General features: G+C 63.5%; 12 protein-coding genes. 6 read left to right on the forward strand and 6 right to left on the reverse strand.

What is annotated here, in order from left to right:
- Positions 1-84 precede the first annotated feature (84 nt).
- Positions 85-1146 carry a porin gene (locus G3N58_RS01835; protein WP_205998350.1) on the forward strand — a complete coding sequence of 354 codons (1062 nt, stop codon included), beginning with the start codon at positions 85-87 and terminating at the stop codon, positions 1144-1146.
- A gap of 46 nt (positions 1147-1192) precedes the next feature.
- Complete coding sequence (locus tag G3N58_RS01840; RefSeq protein WP_240158677.1) at positions 1193-1567, forward strand: BON domain-containing protein; 375 nt, start codon at positions 1193-1195, stop codon at positions 1565-1567.
- Between the two features lie 40 nt (positions 1568-1607).
- Here the strand turns inward: G3N58_RS01840 and G3N58_RS01845 are convergent, their stop codons facing one another.
- The 4 genes from G3N58_RS01845 to G3N58_RS01860 form a co-directional block, all read right to left on the reverse strand.
- A complete protein-coding gene (locus G3N58_RS01845; RefSeq protein ID WP_241016958.1) occupies positions 1608-3539 on the reverse strand; it encodes an alkyl sulfatase dimerization domain-containing protein in 1932 nt (643 codons plus the stop codon).
- A 73-nt stretch (positions 3540-3612) separates the two neighbouring features.
- Entirely contained in the window at positions 3613-4914 is a 1302-nt protein-coding gene (locus tag G3N58_RS01850) for an MFS transporter (protein ID WP_205998351.1), read from the reverse strand.
- Between the two features lie 82 nt (positions 4915-4996).
- The gene (locus tag G3N58_RS01855) at positions 4997-6181 is read right to left on the reverse strand and encodes an acyl-CoA dehydrogenase family protein (RefSeq protein ID WP_205998379.1); all 1185 of its coding nucleotides are present in this window, start codon (positions 6179-6181) and stop codon (positions 4997-4999) included.
- Positions 6182-6193: 12 nt separating this feature from the next.
- Positions 6194-7744 (reverse strand): AMP-binding protein, encoded by a 1551-nt coding sequence (locus G3N58_RS01860; protein ID WP_205998352.1) that lies wholly within the window; start codon positions 7742-7744, stop codon positions 6194-6196.
- A 93-nt stretch (positions 7745-7837) separates the two neighbouring features.
- Here G3N58_RS01860 and G3N58_RS01865 point away from each other — a divergent pair, with 93 nt between their 5' ends.
- Positions 7838-8755, forward strand: coding sequence for a LysR family transcriptional regulator (locus G3N58_RS01865; RefSeq protein ID WP_167037246.1), 918 nt, complete (start codon positions 7838-7840; stop codon positions 8753-8755).
- A gap of 125 nt (positions 8756-8880) precedes the next feature.
- On the opposite strand, the gene G3N58_RS01870 is transcribed toward G3N58_RS01865, so the two are convergent.
- Positions 8881-10287: a sensor histidine kinase gene (locus G3N58_RS01870; RefSeq protein WP_205998353.1), complete on the reverse strand. Its 1407-nt coding sequence runs from the start codon at positions 10285-10287 to the stop codon at positions 8881-8883.
- Positions 10274-10939, reverse strand: a complete 666-nt coding sequence (locus G3N58_RS01875) for a response regulator transcription factor (RefSeq protein WP_205998354.1) — start codon at positions 10937-10939, stop codon at positions 10274-10276. Before G3N58_RS01875 ends, G3N58_RS01870 begins: the two co-directional genes overlap by 14 nt.
- A 242-nt stretch (positions 10940-11181) precedes the next feature.
- On the opposite strand from G3N58_RS01875, the gene G3N58_RS01880 reads away from it, so the two are divergent.
- The 3 genes from G3N58_RS01880 (at position 11182) to G3N58_RS01890 (ending at position 15594) form a co-directional block, all read left to right on the forward strand.
- Positions 11182-12195, forward strand: coding sequence for an ABC transporter substrate-binding protein (locus G3N58_RS01880; protein ID WP_167281296.1), 1014 nt, complete (start codon positions 11182-11184; stop codon positions 12193-12195).
- Between the two features lie 27 nt (positions 12196-12222).
- On the forward strand, positions 12223-13626 hold the full coding sequence (locus G3N58_RS01885) for an MFS transporter (protein ID WP_345890995.1): 1404 nt from the start codon (positions 12223-12225) through the stop codon (positions 13624-13626).
- Between the two features lie 1113 nt (positions 13627-14739).
- Positions 14740-15594 (forward strand): hypothetical protein, encoded by an 855-nt coding sequence (locus G3N58_RS01890; protein WP_167037261.1) that lies wholly within the window; start codon positions 14740-14742, stop codon positions 15592-15594.
- Positions 15595-15665 lie beyond the last annotated feature (71 nt).

Consider the following 15665-nt stretch of genomic DNA (forward strand, 5'->3'; position numbering starts at 1 on the left):
GGCGGCGACGAATCTGTCGGGACGAATCTGTCATCGCCCATCACTTCGCATGCCTTATCGAATAACAACGAACGAAGGAGACACATGAAAAAGATCGTTTTATCCGCGCTGATTGCCGGTCTGTCACCCTGTCTGTCCCATGCGCAATCCAGCGTCACGCTGTATGGCGACATCGGCGCAGGCGTGCGCTGGGTCAATAATCAGAAGGGCGGTAGCACAGTCATGTTCAACAACAACATCCTCGCCGTGAATCGTTTCGGCCTTTACGGCAAGGAAGACCTCGGTAATGGCCTCTCTGCGATCTTCAAGCTCGAAAACGCCTTCAACAGCGGAACCGGCGCCTTGAAGAACGCCGGCGTGCTCTTCTCGCAGGCAGCGTTCGTCGGTCTTTCAAACGACTTCGGGCGGCTGACCTTCGGCCGCCAGGTCAGCGCGAGCGAGTACTTCGCCACGCTCGTCGATCCCACCGGCGGTCAGGCACAGTCGCTCGCCATCCAGCCCAACGCGCTCTACTTCTTCAACTACTTCACCGACGACACGCGCTTTAACAACACGATCAGCTATATCGGCCACGCGGGCGGCTTCCACTTTGGCGGCAGCTATTCGCCGGGCGGCGTCGCCGGCAATCTGCGCTCGGGCACCAATGTCTCCGGAACCGCCATGTACCAATGGGGGCCGGCACTCGCCGGCTTCGGCTATCAGAAGACCTGGAGCGCGACCGCGACGCAATGGGCTCAGACCTTCCACACCGGCGGCTCGCTGCAACTCGGTCCTGCGCGCCTCTACATGAGCTACGCCGATTTCAGCGTAAGCGCCGCCACCGAAGGCCAGCCCACCCGGCGCGATCATATTCCGAGCATCGGCGTCATGGTCGTGGCCACCCCCGAGCTGCAATTTACGGCGGCCGCGTACTACGACAGCGCCCGTCATCTCGCCAACGCCCAGGACGGCAGCGGGCACAAGGTCACGACCTTTGCCATCGCCGAGTACTACCTCTCGAAGCGCACCGAGCTTTACGCCGAAGCCGACTACAACGGCTTCTCCGGCGCCTATCGAACCGATGCCCTGAACATCGCGGGGCTCGGCATGCGCAGCGGCGCAAGCTCGACGACCGGCGTCACGCTCGGCCTCATGACACGGTTCTAGGTAGTTTTGCCGCGCCTTTCCTTACTCTGCACTCACACGTCACAACATGAAGATATCCACTCGCATCCCATGCATCGCCGTCGCGGTGATGCTCGCCGTGCTCAGCGACTGCGCGAGCGCCCAACCGGCTGCCGCTGAGGCCGCGCCCTCGTCCGCGACCGGCACGAAGGCCGCCGCAAGCGACGCCAAAGCCGCCAGGGCCGCGAACCGCAAGCTCGCGCACCGCGTGGAAAACGCGCTGGCGCGCACGCGCGGCCTGAACTCCGCGCGCATCATCGTGACAGTACGCGACGGACACGTCACGCTCTCCGGCGCCGTGAACTACAACGAGCAGATTACGTTCGCGGTCGAGGCCGCGCGCAAGGTTGAAGGCGTCATCGACGTCGATAACCGCATTCGCGTATCGGGCGCCTCGCTCTGACGGTCGCATCCGGCTGCGCGCCGGATGCGCCTGCACGACATCACGGCTCGACGACGTTAAAACGTCCGTCGGGCTTTTCCAGCGTCTTGAGGAACGCGCCGAACAGCGCCTTGGTGCCTTCGAGCACGATCTCGCCTTCCGCCAGAGCGGCACCGAACTGCGTCTGGCCGAGCAGAATGCGGTCGAGCGTGGCACGCGTCATGGCGATATCCAGGTCGTGGCCTTCGCGATGCGGCGTAGCCGACCAGGTCAGCGCGCCATGCTTCAGATACAGCGCATAGCACGCATCGCGGTCGGTGAAACGCCACGTCATGCGAATGTCGAGCGTCTGCGCCTTGAGGCCGTCGACCATCACGGCCAGGTAGTCGAAAAAAGCGCCATCGCTCAGCACGCGCACGAGGTCCTGGCTGCGCATGATCTGCCCAGCCCCGGCTCCCACGCCTTCGCGCAACTCGCGCGCGCCAAGCAGGTAGGCATTGCGCCACGTCGCGGATTCCGCCTGAAAGCCCATCTGTTCGAGCGCCGCCGCGCCCAGTTCGCGCGCCTCGCGCAGCGTCGGCTGCGCGAACACGAGGCGGTTCATCACCTCGGCGACCCAGCGATACTCGCCGCGCTCGAAATCGCGGCGCGCGCGTTCGAGCATCGCCTCGGCACCCCCCATGTACTCCACGTAGCGCGGCGCGGAAAGCTCGTCCGGCAAGGCGTGCAGATGCGCCGGATTGCCGTCGTACCAGCTCAGGTAGCGCTGATAGATCGCCTTCACATTGTGCGACACCGTGCCGTAATAGCCGCGCGTATGCCATTGCGCGGCAAGCGTATCGGGCAGCGTCATCCGTTCGGCGATTTCGGCGGCGGTTCCGCCGCGATTCATCATGCGCAGCGTCTGGTCGTGCAGATACTTGTAGAGATCTCGCTGCTGTTCGAGAAAGCGCGTGAGGCGCGCGGTGCCCCACGTGGGCCAGTGATGCTGCGCGAACACGACGTCCGCGCCGCCCGCGTAGCGTTCGAGCGCCTGATGCAGATAGCGCGACCAGGCCTTCGCGTTGCGCACCTGCGCGCCGCGCAGCGGACACAGGTTGTGCAGCGTGCGCGTGCCGTTCTCCGCCACGTTCAGCGCCCGCAATTGCGGAAAGAAGAAGTGCATTTCGGCAGGCGCCTCGCTATCGGGCGTCAACTGAAACACGATCTCGATGCCGTCGATCGTATGTGTTTCGCTTTCCTGATGAATCAGCTGGGTCGGCTCGATGAGTGTGACCGTGCCGTTCGGCATCGTCTTGCCGAGCCCCGCGTCGATCTGGCAGCAGGCATTACGCGCCAGCGTCTGCCCAAACTGGAATTGCGAGCGCCGCTCCATGACCGTGCCCACCATCACGTTTTCCGCGACGGCCTCTTCCATGAAACCCGCCGGTGCGATCACGGCGACCTCGCCCGCGCGCACGCGTGCCTCGTCGACCACCCCTTTCACGCCGCCAAAGTGATCGGTATGGCTATGGCTGTAGATCACGGCCAGAACAGGCCGGCGCGGCCGGTGCGCGTAGAAGAGTTCGAGTGCCGCCTGCGCCGTTTCGCGGCACGTGAGCGGATCGATGATGATGAGCCCCGTATCGCCTTCGATCAGCGTCATGTTCGCGAGATCGAAGCCACGCACCTGATAAATGCGCGGCGTGACCTCGAACAGCCCATGCAGGCGATTGAGCCGCGCCTGGCGCCATAGCGCGGGATGCGCCGTGGGCGGCGCGGTTGCTTCGTCGAGAAACGCATAGTCGGCCATGCTCCAGACGAGCCGGCCATAGGCATCGCGAATCTCGGCGTCGGCAAGCGTGCCGATAAAGCCGCGTTGCGCTTCTTCCATGTCGAGATCGTCGTTCGCGGGCAGAGCCTGCAACGCGTTGCGATGAGCTTGCCGGGTCGCCTCGGTCGCGCGCTGCACGGGCAGATCGGCAAGCGCCGATGAAGTCGGAGTGTTTTGCATGGCGTGATGAAATGAGAGACGCGCAGGACCAGCGGCCGTGCGCCGGGGAATAACCGCGAAAGCGCCGCCGCGCTCAGGACAAAACGGCTTCGGCTTCGCGCACGGTTTGCATGGCGGCGCGCGAGCGCTGCGGGTCGAGCCAGCGCGCGCACAGCACGCCGCAGCCGATCAGCACGAAGCCGCACAGTACGCACGATTGCTCGAAACCTTGCGCCGTGGCCGTCACGCCGTGCGCGTGCTGGATCAGCACGCCCGTGAGCACGGGCGCGGCGAGTCCGGCCAGCGAGCCAATCGCGTTGCTCAACGCGAGGACCGCGCCGCGCTGACCATCCGGTGCGACTTCGCTGAGCATGGCAGGACCGACCGAATACATCGCGAGCGTGAGCCCGCTGCTCAGCGTGAGCATCAGTACCTTCACGAGCGGCCCGAGCGCGGGCAGATACACCGCGAAGCGCAGAACACCGGCCGCCACCAGCGCAATGGCGATAAAGACGCCGCGCGACTTGCGCGACGGCACCCCCGCGCCCAGCAGATGCTGCGAGAACCACGCGAGCCCAAGGCCCATCGGCGTAGTGATCGCGACGAACAGCGCGAAAAGCCGCCCCGAATTCGCCGCGCTGAAGCCCAGTCCGGCCTGGAGATAGTGCGGCATCCACGTGAGGCTCGTAGCGAGCACCCAGTTGGCTGCGAAATGCCCGCAGAAATTGCCGGCCACGGTGCGATCGGCCAGCAGCGTGCGCCAGGGCACGCGCCGCTCGTCGCGCAGGGCGCGCGGCCGTTCGAGCGGACCCTCGGCGCCGAAGAAAAACCAGCACACGCACCACACGAAGCCGAGCGCGGCCAGCACGGCGAAGTTGGCACGCCAGCCCCAGCGCGCGGTGATGACCGGTATCGCGAGGCCGGCAACGAACAGGCCCAGCGCGCTGCCCTGATAGAGCACGGCAGCGGGCAGCCCACGCTTCTGGTCCGGAAACCACTTGTAGAGCGCGTGCAGCGAAACGGGCGACGCCGGACCTTCACCGGCACCGAGCAGCACGCGCGTGACGAGCGCGACCGTCATCGAACCCGCGAAGAGCATCGGCAATTGCAGCAGCGACCACGAAAGCGCCATCAGCAGCAGGATGGCGCGCGTGGCAACGCGGTCCGCCAGCACGCCGCCCACCACGGCGGCAATCGCGAAGAGCCAGTTGAGGCTGCCGCCGATCAGCCCGAACTGCGTGGGCGTGAGGTCGAGGTCGCGCATCATCGGCACGGAGATCATGCCGAACACCACCTTGTCGAGGAAGTTCACCGTCATCAGCAACGCGAACATGATGGCGATCGACCACGCGCGTGCGGGCCGATAGTTGTGGTTGTCTCTGCCGTATGCGGACATCCTTGTCTCCAGTCTTTTTCTCTTGCTCGCCGCCAGGCGGCAGCGCGAACCCCACGGGTTCATCCAGCCTGCTCTTTACCGCTTACGAGCCCTGCGCGCCGCCGGTATCGAGAATCGCGCGCGCAATCGTGTTGCGCTGAATCTCGCTCGTCCCTGTGAAAATGCGGAACATCCTCAGCTTGCGGAACGCCTGCTCCACCGGGTGATGACGCGTCACGCCCACGTTGCCGTGAATCTGCACTGCCTTGTCGGCAATCTCGAAGCAGCGTTCGGAAACGAACACCTTGCACGCGGCCGCCTTCATACGCAGGTCGCCGCCGGCATCCGCGAGCATGGCCGTCTGCGCAATCATGCTTTCGCAGGCCCACAGCGCGGCCGCCATGTCGGCCAGCATGTGCTGGATCGCCTGAAACCTCGCAATCGGACCACCGAACTGCCGCCGGCTGCGCGCGTAATCGAGCGACGCTTCGTACACCGAGGTTGCGAGCCCGAGCATGGTCGGGCAATGTAGCAGACGGTTCACGTTGATGCGCGACATGCCGAGCTTGAAGCCGTTACCCGCGCCGCCGAACAGGTTGGCGCGCGGCACGCGCACATTCTCGAAGCGGATGTCCGCGTCGATATGCTGGCCCGACATCGGCACGTACGCCTGCTCGACCGTCACGCCCGGCAGATCGAGATCGACGAGCACCGCGCTGATGGCGGGCGGCGTGGCCGTGGCATCGGTCACGCACATCACGATTGCGAAGTCCGCGAACGGCGCCCCGCTGATGTAGTGCTTGTGGCCGTTCACGATCAGATCGTCGCCGTCCGCCACGGCGCTCGTCGCGATGCTCTGCGCGTCCGAGCCCGAATGCGGCTCGGTCAACGCGAAGCAGGTCGACTTCTCGCCGCGGATCACCGGCATGAAGTAACGCTGCAACTGGTCCGGCGTCGCGTACTTGAGCATGTTGCCCACACGCGGCGGCCCGCCCAGATCGCCGAGCACGTGCATCGCGAGCGAGCAGCCGCTCGCCGCGAGATCGGCTTTCAGCGCGCACTGCTGCAGAATCGAAAAGCCCTTGCCGCCCAGTTGCACCGGCAGGCACGCCGAGTAATAGCCGAGTTCGGCGGAACGCCGCCACACGCGCCGCAACACGTCCTTCGGCCAGACGCTCTCCGAATCGAGACCGAGTTCGCGCTCCATCGGCGTGAGTTCATCGGTCACGAAATGGCGAATGCCCTCGCGCGTGGCGTCGAATACCGCGTCGCCTACCTGTTCGAACATCATGGGGAATCCTCAGTTGATGCGCCGCTCCGCGCCTTGCCAATACTGTTCGCGCACGATCTTGCGCGCGATCTTGCCGCTCGCGTTGCGCGGCAGTTCCGCGACGAAACTGATCGAGCGCGGCAGCTTGTAGTCGGCGAGCAGGCTGCGACAATGCGCGACCAGCGCGTCCTGATTCGCCATACACTGCGGCTTGAGCACCACCGCCGCTTTCACGCCCTCGCCCCAACGCTCATCGGGCACGCTGAACACACAGGCTTCGAGCACGTCGGGATGCTGATAGAGCACGGCCTCGACCTCGGTCGGATAAACGTTGAAGCCGCCCGAAACGATCATGTCTTTCTTGCGGTCGACCAGATACAGGTAACCGTCTTCATCGGTGCGCGCGAGATCGCCCGTCATCAGCCAGCCGTTCACGAGCACTTCGGCCGTGAGGTCGGGTGCGCCCCAGTAGCCCTTGAAAACGTCCTCGCCGCGCACCGCAATCTCGCCGACTTCGCCCGCCGCCAGCGGCCGCCCGTCTTCGCCTAGCACGCACACTTCGGTCTCGCCCATCGGCCGCCCGCACGAGGCGAGACGTTCCGGCCGCTGCGCAATCGCATACGCGTGGTCCGCAATCGTGAGACGCGTGACGCCCGAGGTCGATTCGCTCGCGCCATAGCCTTGCGAGAGAATCGGCCCGAAGCGCGCCCACGCTTCCTGAATGCGCGCGGGAGCCATCGGCGCGGCGCCATACGAGAGCGACTTCAGCGCGCTCAGGTCGGTGTGCGCGAGCGCGGGCTCGTTGAGCAGCATGTTGATCATCGCCGGCACCATGAAGACGTGCGTGACGCGTAGCCGTTCGAGATCGGCGAGAAATTGCGCGGTCTCGAATGCGTCGAACAGCACGAGCGTGGCGCCGCAATAGAGAAACGGCTGCATGAGCATGCCCGACGCGTGCGTGATCGGCCCGACGAGCGCGAGCCGGTCACCGGGGCGCGGCTGCGTGTCCATGCCAATCAGCAGCTTGCGCAGCGACGCCATGCGGTTGCCGTAGCTTTGCATCGCGGCCTTGATCTTGCCGGTCGAACCCGACGAGAAATGCAGCACGGCGAGATCGTTCGCGTGACTGGCGAAATCGGGCGCGTGCGACGCGGCCCGGCCCAACAGCGCTTCGTAATCGACATAGCCTTCGGCGCCGCCGATGGCGATGAACGTCTCGACGCTCGCAAAGCCCAGTGTGGCGCGCGTATAGCCCGTATAACCGCGGCCCGCGATCAGCACGCGCGGCGTGCAGTTTTCCACCACGTCCGACGCTTCGGCCGTCGTAAAGCGCGGATTGAGCGCCGCTTTCACGAGACCCGTCTTGTACAGCGCGCTTTCGATCTCGACCAGTTCCGTGCAGTTGCGCGACTGCACCGCCACGCGGTCGCCGCGTCGCAGACCAAGGGCGATAAGCGCGTGCGCAAGCTGGTTCGAACGCGCCTCGAGTTGCCGGTAAGTGAGCGGGCGGTCGCGATGGATCACGGCGGGCACGTCACCCCAGAAGGCCGCCGCGCGCCGCAGAAAATACGGAAAGCTCATTCAGGTCTCCAATGAATGTCGAGCCAGTGTGTAAGATATCGCTCATTCCCGCAATGAAGCGGTGGCTATAAACCCATAACCAAGGGGAATGGCATGGAGACACGCGATCTGGACTATCTGCTGGAAGTCCGTCGCTGCGGCAGCATCGGCAAGGCCGCGGAAGCACTCGGCATGAGTCAGCCCGCGCTGACCAAAGCGATCAAGCGCATCGAGAATGAAGTGGGCCAGGCGGTGTTTCATCGCGGCCCGAACGGCGTCGCGCTCACGCCTGGCGGCGCGGTGTTCGTCGAGCGCGCGCAGCGTATCGCGCTCGAATACGAAGACGCGCTCAAGGAACTGCGCGCGATCCAGACCGGCGAGCAAGGCATTCTGCGCGTGGGCTATTCGCCCACGGTGCCCGACTCGATCGTGCTGCGCGCCTGCCGGCAGTTGATGAACGAGCGCCCGGCCGCGCGGCTGCGTCTGCGGCGGCGGCTCGCGAACGACCTGTTCACGCTGATGAAGGCCGGCGAACTGGACATGGCCGTCGCGCCCGAGCCGCCGGACATGAGCAAGGAGTTCGACACGCTGCCGCTCTTTCGCGATCGTCTGCATGTGATGGCCGACGAATCGCACCCGCTGCACCGCAAGACGCGGCTCAGGCTGCACGATCTGGCGAATGAGGAATGGTTGCTGCCGGGCATGAACATCCCGCTGCGCCGCCAGGTGAACGACGCTTTTCGCCACCAGGGATTGCCTGAACCGGCGTTGCGGGTCGAAACGGACTTCGCGATTCCCGCGCTGCTCGAACTGGTGCGCGGCTCGCGCATGCTCTGCATCGCGGGCAATGCGACGGCCAACTCGCAGAGCGGAATCTTGCCTCTGAATGTCGACGAGACCGAGTTGAATCTCGCGCGCAACGTCGGCGCGGTGTTACGCACGGGCGGCTATGTCTCGCCGCTCGCGCAGCGGCTCGTGGAGTTGCTGCAACGCGCGCGGCCGCACGCGGGCCGGCTTGTGCCGATGGAGTGAGGTTGCGCGGTCGATTGCAAGCGGATATGCGATGGCAATGCGATCGGAAAACTAGCGGTGGTCTCGTGAACTGATTGAACGGGCTGAACTGACCGGGTTGGCTGAGTTGAGTTGCAATACCCCCGTTATTCGCTACCCGCCCCCGGTGGCCGTGGAAGTACCAGAACCACCGAGAATCCACCAGACGGGGGCAACGCGAAATGCACGCTTCCCCCGTGAGCCTTCATCACCTCGTCGACGATCGCCAGCCCAAGCCCGGAACCCGCGCGCGTTCCCTGCCCCGTTTCGCCGAGCCGCGAAAACGGGCGCAGCGCGGCATCCCAGTTCTCCGGCGCAATGCCCGGCCCGTTATCGGTAACGGTGACGTGGAGCGTGTCACCGTGGCCGGCTATCGATACGTCGATGGTATCGGCCTTCCCGTGGAGCAAGGCATTGTGCAGCGCGTTGGAGATCGCTTCCTGCAGACTGATCGCGTCCGCGGACAGCCAGATCTGCTTGCAGCCACTCTCGAACGACACTCTCACATCGCGCTCGCCGGCCAGAGGAATGGAGCGCCCCAGTACCTCCTTGACGAGACTCACGAGTTCCACGGGCTGAAAGGGAATGACTTCGTTGCGATGAATCACCATCGCGTGATTGAGCAATTGGCCCGTGAGCCGGCCGACATCCGAGCTGGTCTTGCGCAATGCCGCGAGGCGCGCGGCAACCTGCGCGGGATTCGTTTCGCTGTCGAGCAGTTCGATCTGCGCGTCGAGTCGAGCCAGCGGCGTACGCATCTGGTGCGCCGCGTCGGCGATAAACCGCTGCATGGCGGTAATCCGCTCCGCCAGGCGCGCGATCAGCCCGTTGATCGCGCCGATGATCGCCTGCATCTCGCTCGGCGTTTCGACCGCGACGGGACGCAGGTCGGCCGGGTCCCGCGCGGCGATGATGCTCTCGATCTGCGCGAGGGGCCGCAAACCGCGCCGTATAGCAAGCGCGCTCGCCACGATGGCGAGCGCGCTCATCAGCAGGATCAGTGTCCAGACCTTGAAGCTCATTTCGTTCGTCAGTTGCTGACGCGCGTTGGTTGTCTGCGCGACGGTGACCGATGCCCAGCCCGGCGTCCGTTCTTCCGGCATATAGCGGGCTATCGTCGCGATGCGAACAGGCTTGTTCTGGTATGAGCCGTTCGCGAATACCGGACCCTGCTTCGCCGCCGCGAGATTCGCCGCGCTGTCGAGGTCCGGGTAACCGGCGACCACCATGCCGCGCGAATCGATCACCTTGTAGTACACGCTGTCGTAGCGGGACAGCGTGGACAGTGCCGCGACCGGCGGGCTCAGCGCAAGGACGCCGCCCTGAACGTAAAGGTTCTCGGCAACCTGAATCGTCGCGCCGGCGAGCAGTTGATCGTAGGCGCGCTCGGCCGCGACGCCCGCATAAAACCGGGCGATGATGGCGAGGGCCGCCGCGCCCGTTGCCACGACCAGTGCGATGAAGAGCAACGTGCGGCCGAACAGGGTCCCGGCAAACCGGTCAAAGCGTCGCAATTTGATATCCCACGCCGCGTACGGTGCGAATCTCGACGCCCGCGCCCTGGAGCTTCTTGCGCACACGGGTCACGTACTGCTCCACGGCGTTCGCACTCGGCTCCTTATCGAAGTTGAACAGCAGCGTCAGCAACTCTTCCTTGGAAAACACGCGTTGAGGACGGCTCGCGAGAATCTCGAGCAGTGCGAATTCCTGGCGCGACAAAGGGAGCGGCTTTCTGTCGCACTCGGCCAGCCGGTTGGTGCGGTCGATCACGAGACTGCCGAGCCTGATGAGGTCATGCGCCTGGCCGCTGCCGCGACGCAGCAGTGCCTGGACACGTGCCTCGAATTCGCGGTAGTCGAATGGCTTGACGAGGTAGTCGTCGGCCCCGAGTGCCAAACCGCTCACGCGATCGTCGATTGCCGACCTCGCGGTCAGAAGCAGCAGCGGCGTTGTATTGCCGGCCGCGCGCAGGTTGCGCAGAATCGCGAAGCCGTCGAGCGTCGGCAGCATGACGTCCAGCACGACGAGGTCGAAGGTCTCGACAGCGAGCAGGTTATTTGCGACGCCCCCGTCCATCTCAAGGTCGACCGCGTGACCCAGCCGGCTTAGCCGGCCCCGGATTGCAGCACCGATCTCCGCATCGTCTTCGACGACAAGAATGCGCATGTTGTCTTTCCGGCGCTTAGGTTCAGATTCCGGTTTTCCCGTGATTCATGGCCATTTTTCGAGCGCGGCGCCGGTATTCGACGATGGCCGCACTGCCCCTTCCATGACGCGAAGGCTCATATTGACGCCTTCGGCCCCGTGTCGGATCACGGGTTTTCCCCAAGGCTCGATGTCAGCATTTTCTCAGATTCAGCCGATAACCTGTACTGACCAGATAAGAATCCGATGGAGGAGACAGTCCGATGAAGCCGTCGTTGCGACGCCGTGCGCTCATCGCCGGGGGGCTTGCCGCGTCGATTGCGCCAGCGCTCGCTTTTGCGCGTCCCCGCACGGTTCGCATCTCGAAGGGTTACGGCCTGCTTTATCTGCCGCTCCTGGTGATGGAGAAGCAACGCCTTTTCGAGCGGAATGCCGCACGCCACGGTCAGCAGGCCGTCAACGTCGAATGGGTGCTGCTCGACGGCGGGAACTCGGTCGACGACGCGATGATGGCCGGCACGCTGGACTTCGCGAGCGCCGGTGCACCCGGCTTCATCGAGTTGTGGGCCCGTGCACGCGGCATACCGAATGTGGAAGTGATCGGCATATCGGGGCTATCGACAACCGCGTTGTCGCTCAACACGAACCGGCAACAGATCGTCTCATTGGGCGACTTCACCCAGGCTGACCGGATCGCCGTGCCGGGAATTCGCACGTCGCTGTCCGCAGTCGTGTTGCAGATGCTCGCGGCCAGGTTGCTCGGAGCGCAGCACTTCGCCCGGCTCGATTCCATCACCGTGAACCTGCCTCATCCCGAAGCAATGCGCGCGCTGTTGCAGCACGAACAGGGCATTACCGCGCACTTCACGTCGCCGCCGTTTTCGACGCTCGAACTGCGTCAGCCCGGTATTCACCAGGTCGCGGACTCGGTCGATGTGCTGGGGCCGCTGACGCTGGACGTCGTATTTTCGCCGAAGCGCCTGGTGGACGACGAACCCGCGATGGTATCGGCCTTCCTCGACGCACTGGCCGAGGCGAACCGGCTCATCCGTCAGGACCCCGGCGCTGCCGCCGCGATCTACGTCGCGGCATCGGGCCTGAAGGTGTCGAAGGAAGATGTCGTGCAAATGCTCGGTACGCCGCACACGCGCTTCTCGCTACAGCCGGATCAATTGATGGATTACGTCCAATTCCTGTCGATGGCGGGCACGATCAAGAACAAGCCTCGCGCGTGGCAGGACATGTTCGTCGCGGAGCTCGGCCAATACCCGGCCTAGCGCCCCGGCTGGCGGAGAGTCATTCGATTGCTTGTCCGCGATTTTTCGTCGATACGCGCGACATCCTTTAAGGATGCCGTATCAGTTCATCAACATGAATATCTGGAGGAATACGCGATGAACGCCAATCCGGTCACAGAACAGCGCAATACGGAGGAACAGCAGGTCATGGCAAAGATGTCCCGACATCTTCTGCCGATCCTCGTCGTCATGTTTCTGATTTCATTTATCGACAGACAGAACGTCGGGTTCGCGAAGCTGCAGATGGTTCATAGCCTCGGCATGACCGAAGCCGCATTCGGCCTCGCCTCTTCGCTGTTTTTTATCGGCTACCTGATTTTCGAAGTACCTAGCACGCTGGCGCTGCATCGTTACGGCGCCCGTATCTGGCTTGCCCGCATCATGCTGACGTGGGGCCTCATTACCGTGTTGATGGGCTTCACCACGTCCGTGCCGGTTTTTTACGGCCTGCGCTTCGTGCTCGGCATCGCCGAGGCGGGCTTCTATCCCGGCGTCATTTATTACCTGACGCTCTGGTTTCCGCAAAGCTACCGTGCCCGCGTTCTCGGTGTCTTCACGCTCGGCAGCGCGCTTGCGAACATGCTCGGCTCGCTCGTGGGCGGCCTGCTTCTGAGCCTCGACGGTGCCGCCGGCCTCGCGGGCTGGCAATGGGTATTCATCGCGACCGGGTTGCCTGCCGTGCTCGTCGGGGTTCTTGTGTTTCGCATCCTGCCCGCGTCGTATCGCGAAGCGCGCTTCCTGAACGAGCGGGAAAAGCAGGTAGTCGCCGCGGCACTCGAGCGCGAAAAGCCCGCGAACGCCGTGCACTCGCAACCGTGGAAGGCACTGCTGGACCCGCGCGTCATGCTGTTCGCCGGTACGTACATGCTGATGTCGACGTCCCTGTATGGCGTGACCTACTGGCTGCCGACAATCGTGAAATCGTTCGGCGTGTCGAACACCACGAACGGTCTTCTGAGCATGCTGCCGTGGGCGCTCGCGGTCCTGTTGCTGCTGTATCTGCCGAAGCGGCTGCGTCATGGCAAAAGTATCCTGCGCACGATCGCAATCGTCGCCGCACTCGGCTCGCTCGGTTTTCTTCTCAGCCTGCTGCTGCCCACTACACCGTTGCGCTTTATTGCGCTGGTTCTTGGCGGTGCGTGCATTCCGCTGCTTTACCCGTGCTTCTGGTCGATGCCGCCGCGCTATTTCACGGGTGCCCGCGCAGCCGCGAGCGTCGCGGCAATCAATTCGATCGGCAATCTGGGCGGCTTCTTCAGCCAGAACCTCATGCCGCTCGCCGGCAAGCTCACGGGAACAGCGTTCGGTCCGATGATCGTGCCTATCGCCTGTCTCGCGCTGCTGGGGCTCGGCGCCATCGTGGCCTGGATGCGCGCGGGTGAAGAGCAACTGGCCGTTGCAAGAGCCTGAACGAGGCTCGATGTCGAACCACGAAGCCGATACGAGCGACGACGTTGTGTCGCCTGCCATGCCGCCTCGATTTGCACGCTCGGTCCGGATACGGTGAGCGCGTGCGGATCGAGGCACAATGATCGAACCCACGGGCGCCTGTGTTCCTGGTGTGACCCAGGCGTGCCCCAGGTGTGAAGGTGCGCACCACTCGCCAGCGTACGGTCGGAAAATCGCCCGACACAGTGCTGCGCACATAGCAGCCGGCGTAACGTCCGGCCGCCCGTGGCCACTTATTTTCCCCCTCTCTCCACGCCCCGATCTGCGCGAACTATCTCGCGCACGATGACGCACGCGGCGAGTCCCGTCGCTCATACCACTCGGCATCCGACGTTCACAAACGATGGTGTGCTTACTGACTGAGTGGCGCGATGAAATCCGTCCTGTGGCAGCGCATCCATATCGTCCCATGAACCGAACGTCGAGGATCGTTCTCGCGAAAGAACTTCGACAAGTTTCGGCATGCCTGGAAACATTTCAAACAGTAACCCGTAAGCATCAGGCCGATGCACCGCACCGGCCGGTGCACGTCTCGAATCTACCCTGCATAACCAAATCCCCAGCCGACGCGCCATCACATCGATCTCTTGACTGTCTCTTTATTCTGACTATGATTCACGCACTCGCATCGTGTTAAACAAGTTCAATCGAATACTTGATGCGCATGCGAGGCCGACATACGGGGGATCACTTTGACCACAGACCAGCGCAACGCAATCCACTCCCTATAGTCAGGATGGCAGATCAACTTGCCATTTCCTTACCGGATTTTTTTGACCGGCTGATGACAGCTCGCGCGTAGCCGATCCGGCGTTTGCCGATCGACGCACGACAGAACGATTCGACTGGATTTATCTGCACATAACCGTTGCGCCAATGGCTAGCCAGGCCGTCGGCTGGCTGTACGCACCTCTATGCAATAGACAGATTTTTCCCTGAACAGTGGGAGAAAGGCGTAGTAGACGTAGCTCGATCAGCATGGATTTTCGAATGGGTCATTTACTTCGCATACCTTATGGAATGAAAGCATGGCCCGAGTTCCATTCAGCGCAAGACTCTTTGGAGAAGAGAATCATGACGGACAAAGTCTTATCGTGGTTGACCCTGCACGACCCGGTATTGTTCACGGGCCCGAATGGCATTCATACGCCTGAAGTCAAGGACACGCTGCGCATGGTCGCAGCGGCAAATGGCTCCACCGAAAAGGCGCCGTCACAAGCGACGCTGACGGGTGCGGGCGCATCGGCCGCCATCGCCACGGACAAACAGGCGCAAGCGCTTCTCAAGGCGAAGGGTCCGAGCGATCCCGGCTTCCTCGACCTATGGAACCAGGACCTCGTCGGCGGCGCAATGACGCTCTCGGAAATGGCGCGCAACGCGGCCGGCTATCAGCCGCAAACGCTGACCAACGACTCGGCATCAGCCGCCGCCTATCAGGAATATCTGCGCCGGATCGGCAGCTGCCCGCTGTTCGTGCTGAAAATGTCGGACCGGCTGACCATCACGAAGCAGACCTCGGACTGGAACACGCTGATCGACGCGATCGCCGACACGTTCACAGGCATCGCCAACGAAGACAAGAACTCGATCGTGTCCGGCCTCAAGCAGTTGGCGCAGGCTGCTTCGAGCACGATGGAAACGACCGAGACCGAAAACGTGTTCGTGCAGAACGCGATGAACGTCGACGGCGTCATCAGCTTCTACCTGTACAACAGTACCGTCAGCTTCTACGAGAAAAAAGGTAAGGGCTACGACACGAAGCAGAGTTCCTACGACGTGACACGCCTGCGCCTCGAGTTCCAGAGCAAGCTGTGGCCGCAATATGCAGCAGCGGTTGCAGCCAAGTACACGTCGAGCATCGACGATTGGCTCAACAGCAACGCGACCAGCACGGCCGGCACGCAGCCGATCCCGGCGCTCAACGGCTAACCGCGCGGGTCGAGCTGGCCGGATGAGTGCCTGACAGCAGCCGTTTTGCTTCATCCGGCCGGATTGCATCA

Origin of the sequence: Paraburkholderia sp. Ac-20342, from assembly GCF_017104985.1 — a bacterium.
In the GTDB taxonomy this organism is placed as follows: Bacteria; Pseudomonadota; Gammaproteobacteria; order Burkholderiales; family Burkholderiaceae; genus Paraburkholderia.

Bases quoted from the DNA above. Each gene is read 5' to 3' on its own strand.
- G3N58_RS01850 (WP_205998351.1), bottom strand. From the start codon at position 4,914: ATGTCCGCATACGGCAGAGACAACCACAACTATCGGCCCGCACGCGCG.
- G3N58_RS01865 (WP_167037246.1), top strand. From the start codon at position 7,838: ATGGAGACACGCGATCTGGACTATCTGCTGGAAGTCCGTCGCTGCGGC.
- G3N58_RS01835 (WP_205998350.1), top strand. From the start codon at position 85: ATGAAAAAGATCGTTTTATCCGCGCTGATTGCCGGTCTGTCACCCTGT.
- G3N58_RS01880 (WP_167281296.1), top strand. From the start codon at position 11,182: ATGAAGCCGTCGTTGCGACGCCGTGCGCTCATCGCCGGGGGGCTTGCC.
- G3N58_RS01855 (WP_205998379.1), bottom strand. From the start codon at position 6,181: ATGTTCGAACAGGTAGGCGACGCGGTATTCGACGCCACGCGCGAGGGC.
- G3N58_RS01860 (WP_205998352.1), bottom strand. From the start codon at position 7,744: ATGAGCTTTCCGTATTTTCTGCGGCGCGCGGCGGCCTTCTGGGGTGAC.
- G3N58_RS01875 (WP_205998354.1), bottom strand. From the start codon at position 10,939: ATGCGCATTCTTGTCGTCGAAGACGATGCGGAGATCGGTGCTGCAATC.
- G3N58_RS01845 (WP_241016958.1), bottom strand. From the start codon at position 3,539: ATGCAAAACACTCCGACTTCATCGGCGCTTGCCGATCTGCCCGTGCAG.
- G3N58_RS01890 (WP_167037261.1), top strand. From the start codon at position 14,740: ATGACGGACAAAGTCTTATCGTGGTTGACCCTGCACGACCCGGTATTG.
- G3N58_RS01840 (WP_240158677.1), top strand. From the start codon at position 1,193: ATGAAGATATCCACTCGCATCCCATGCATCGCCGTCGCGGTGATGCTC.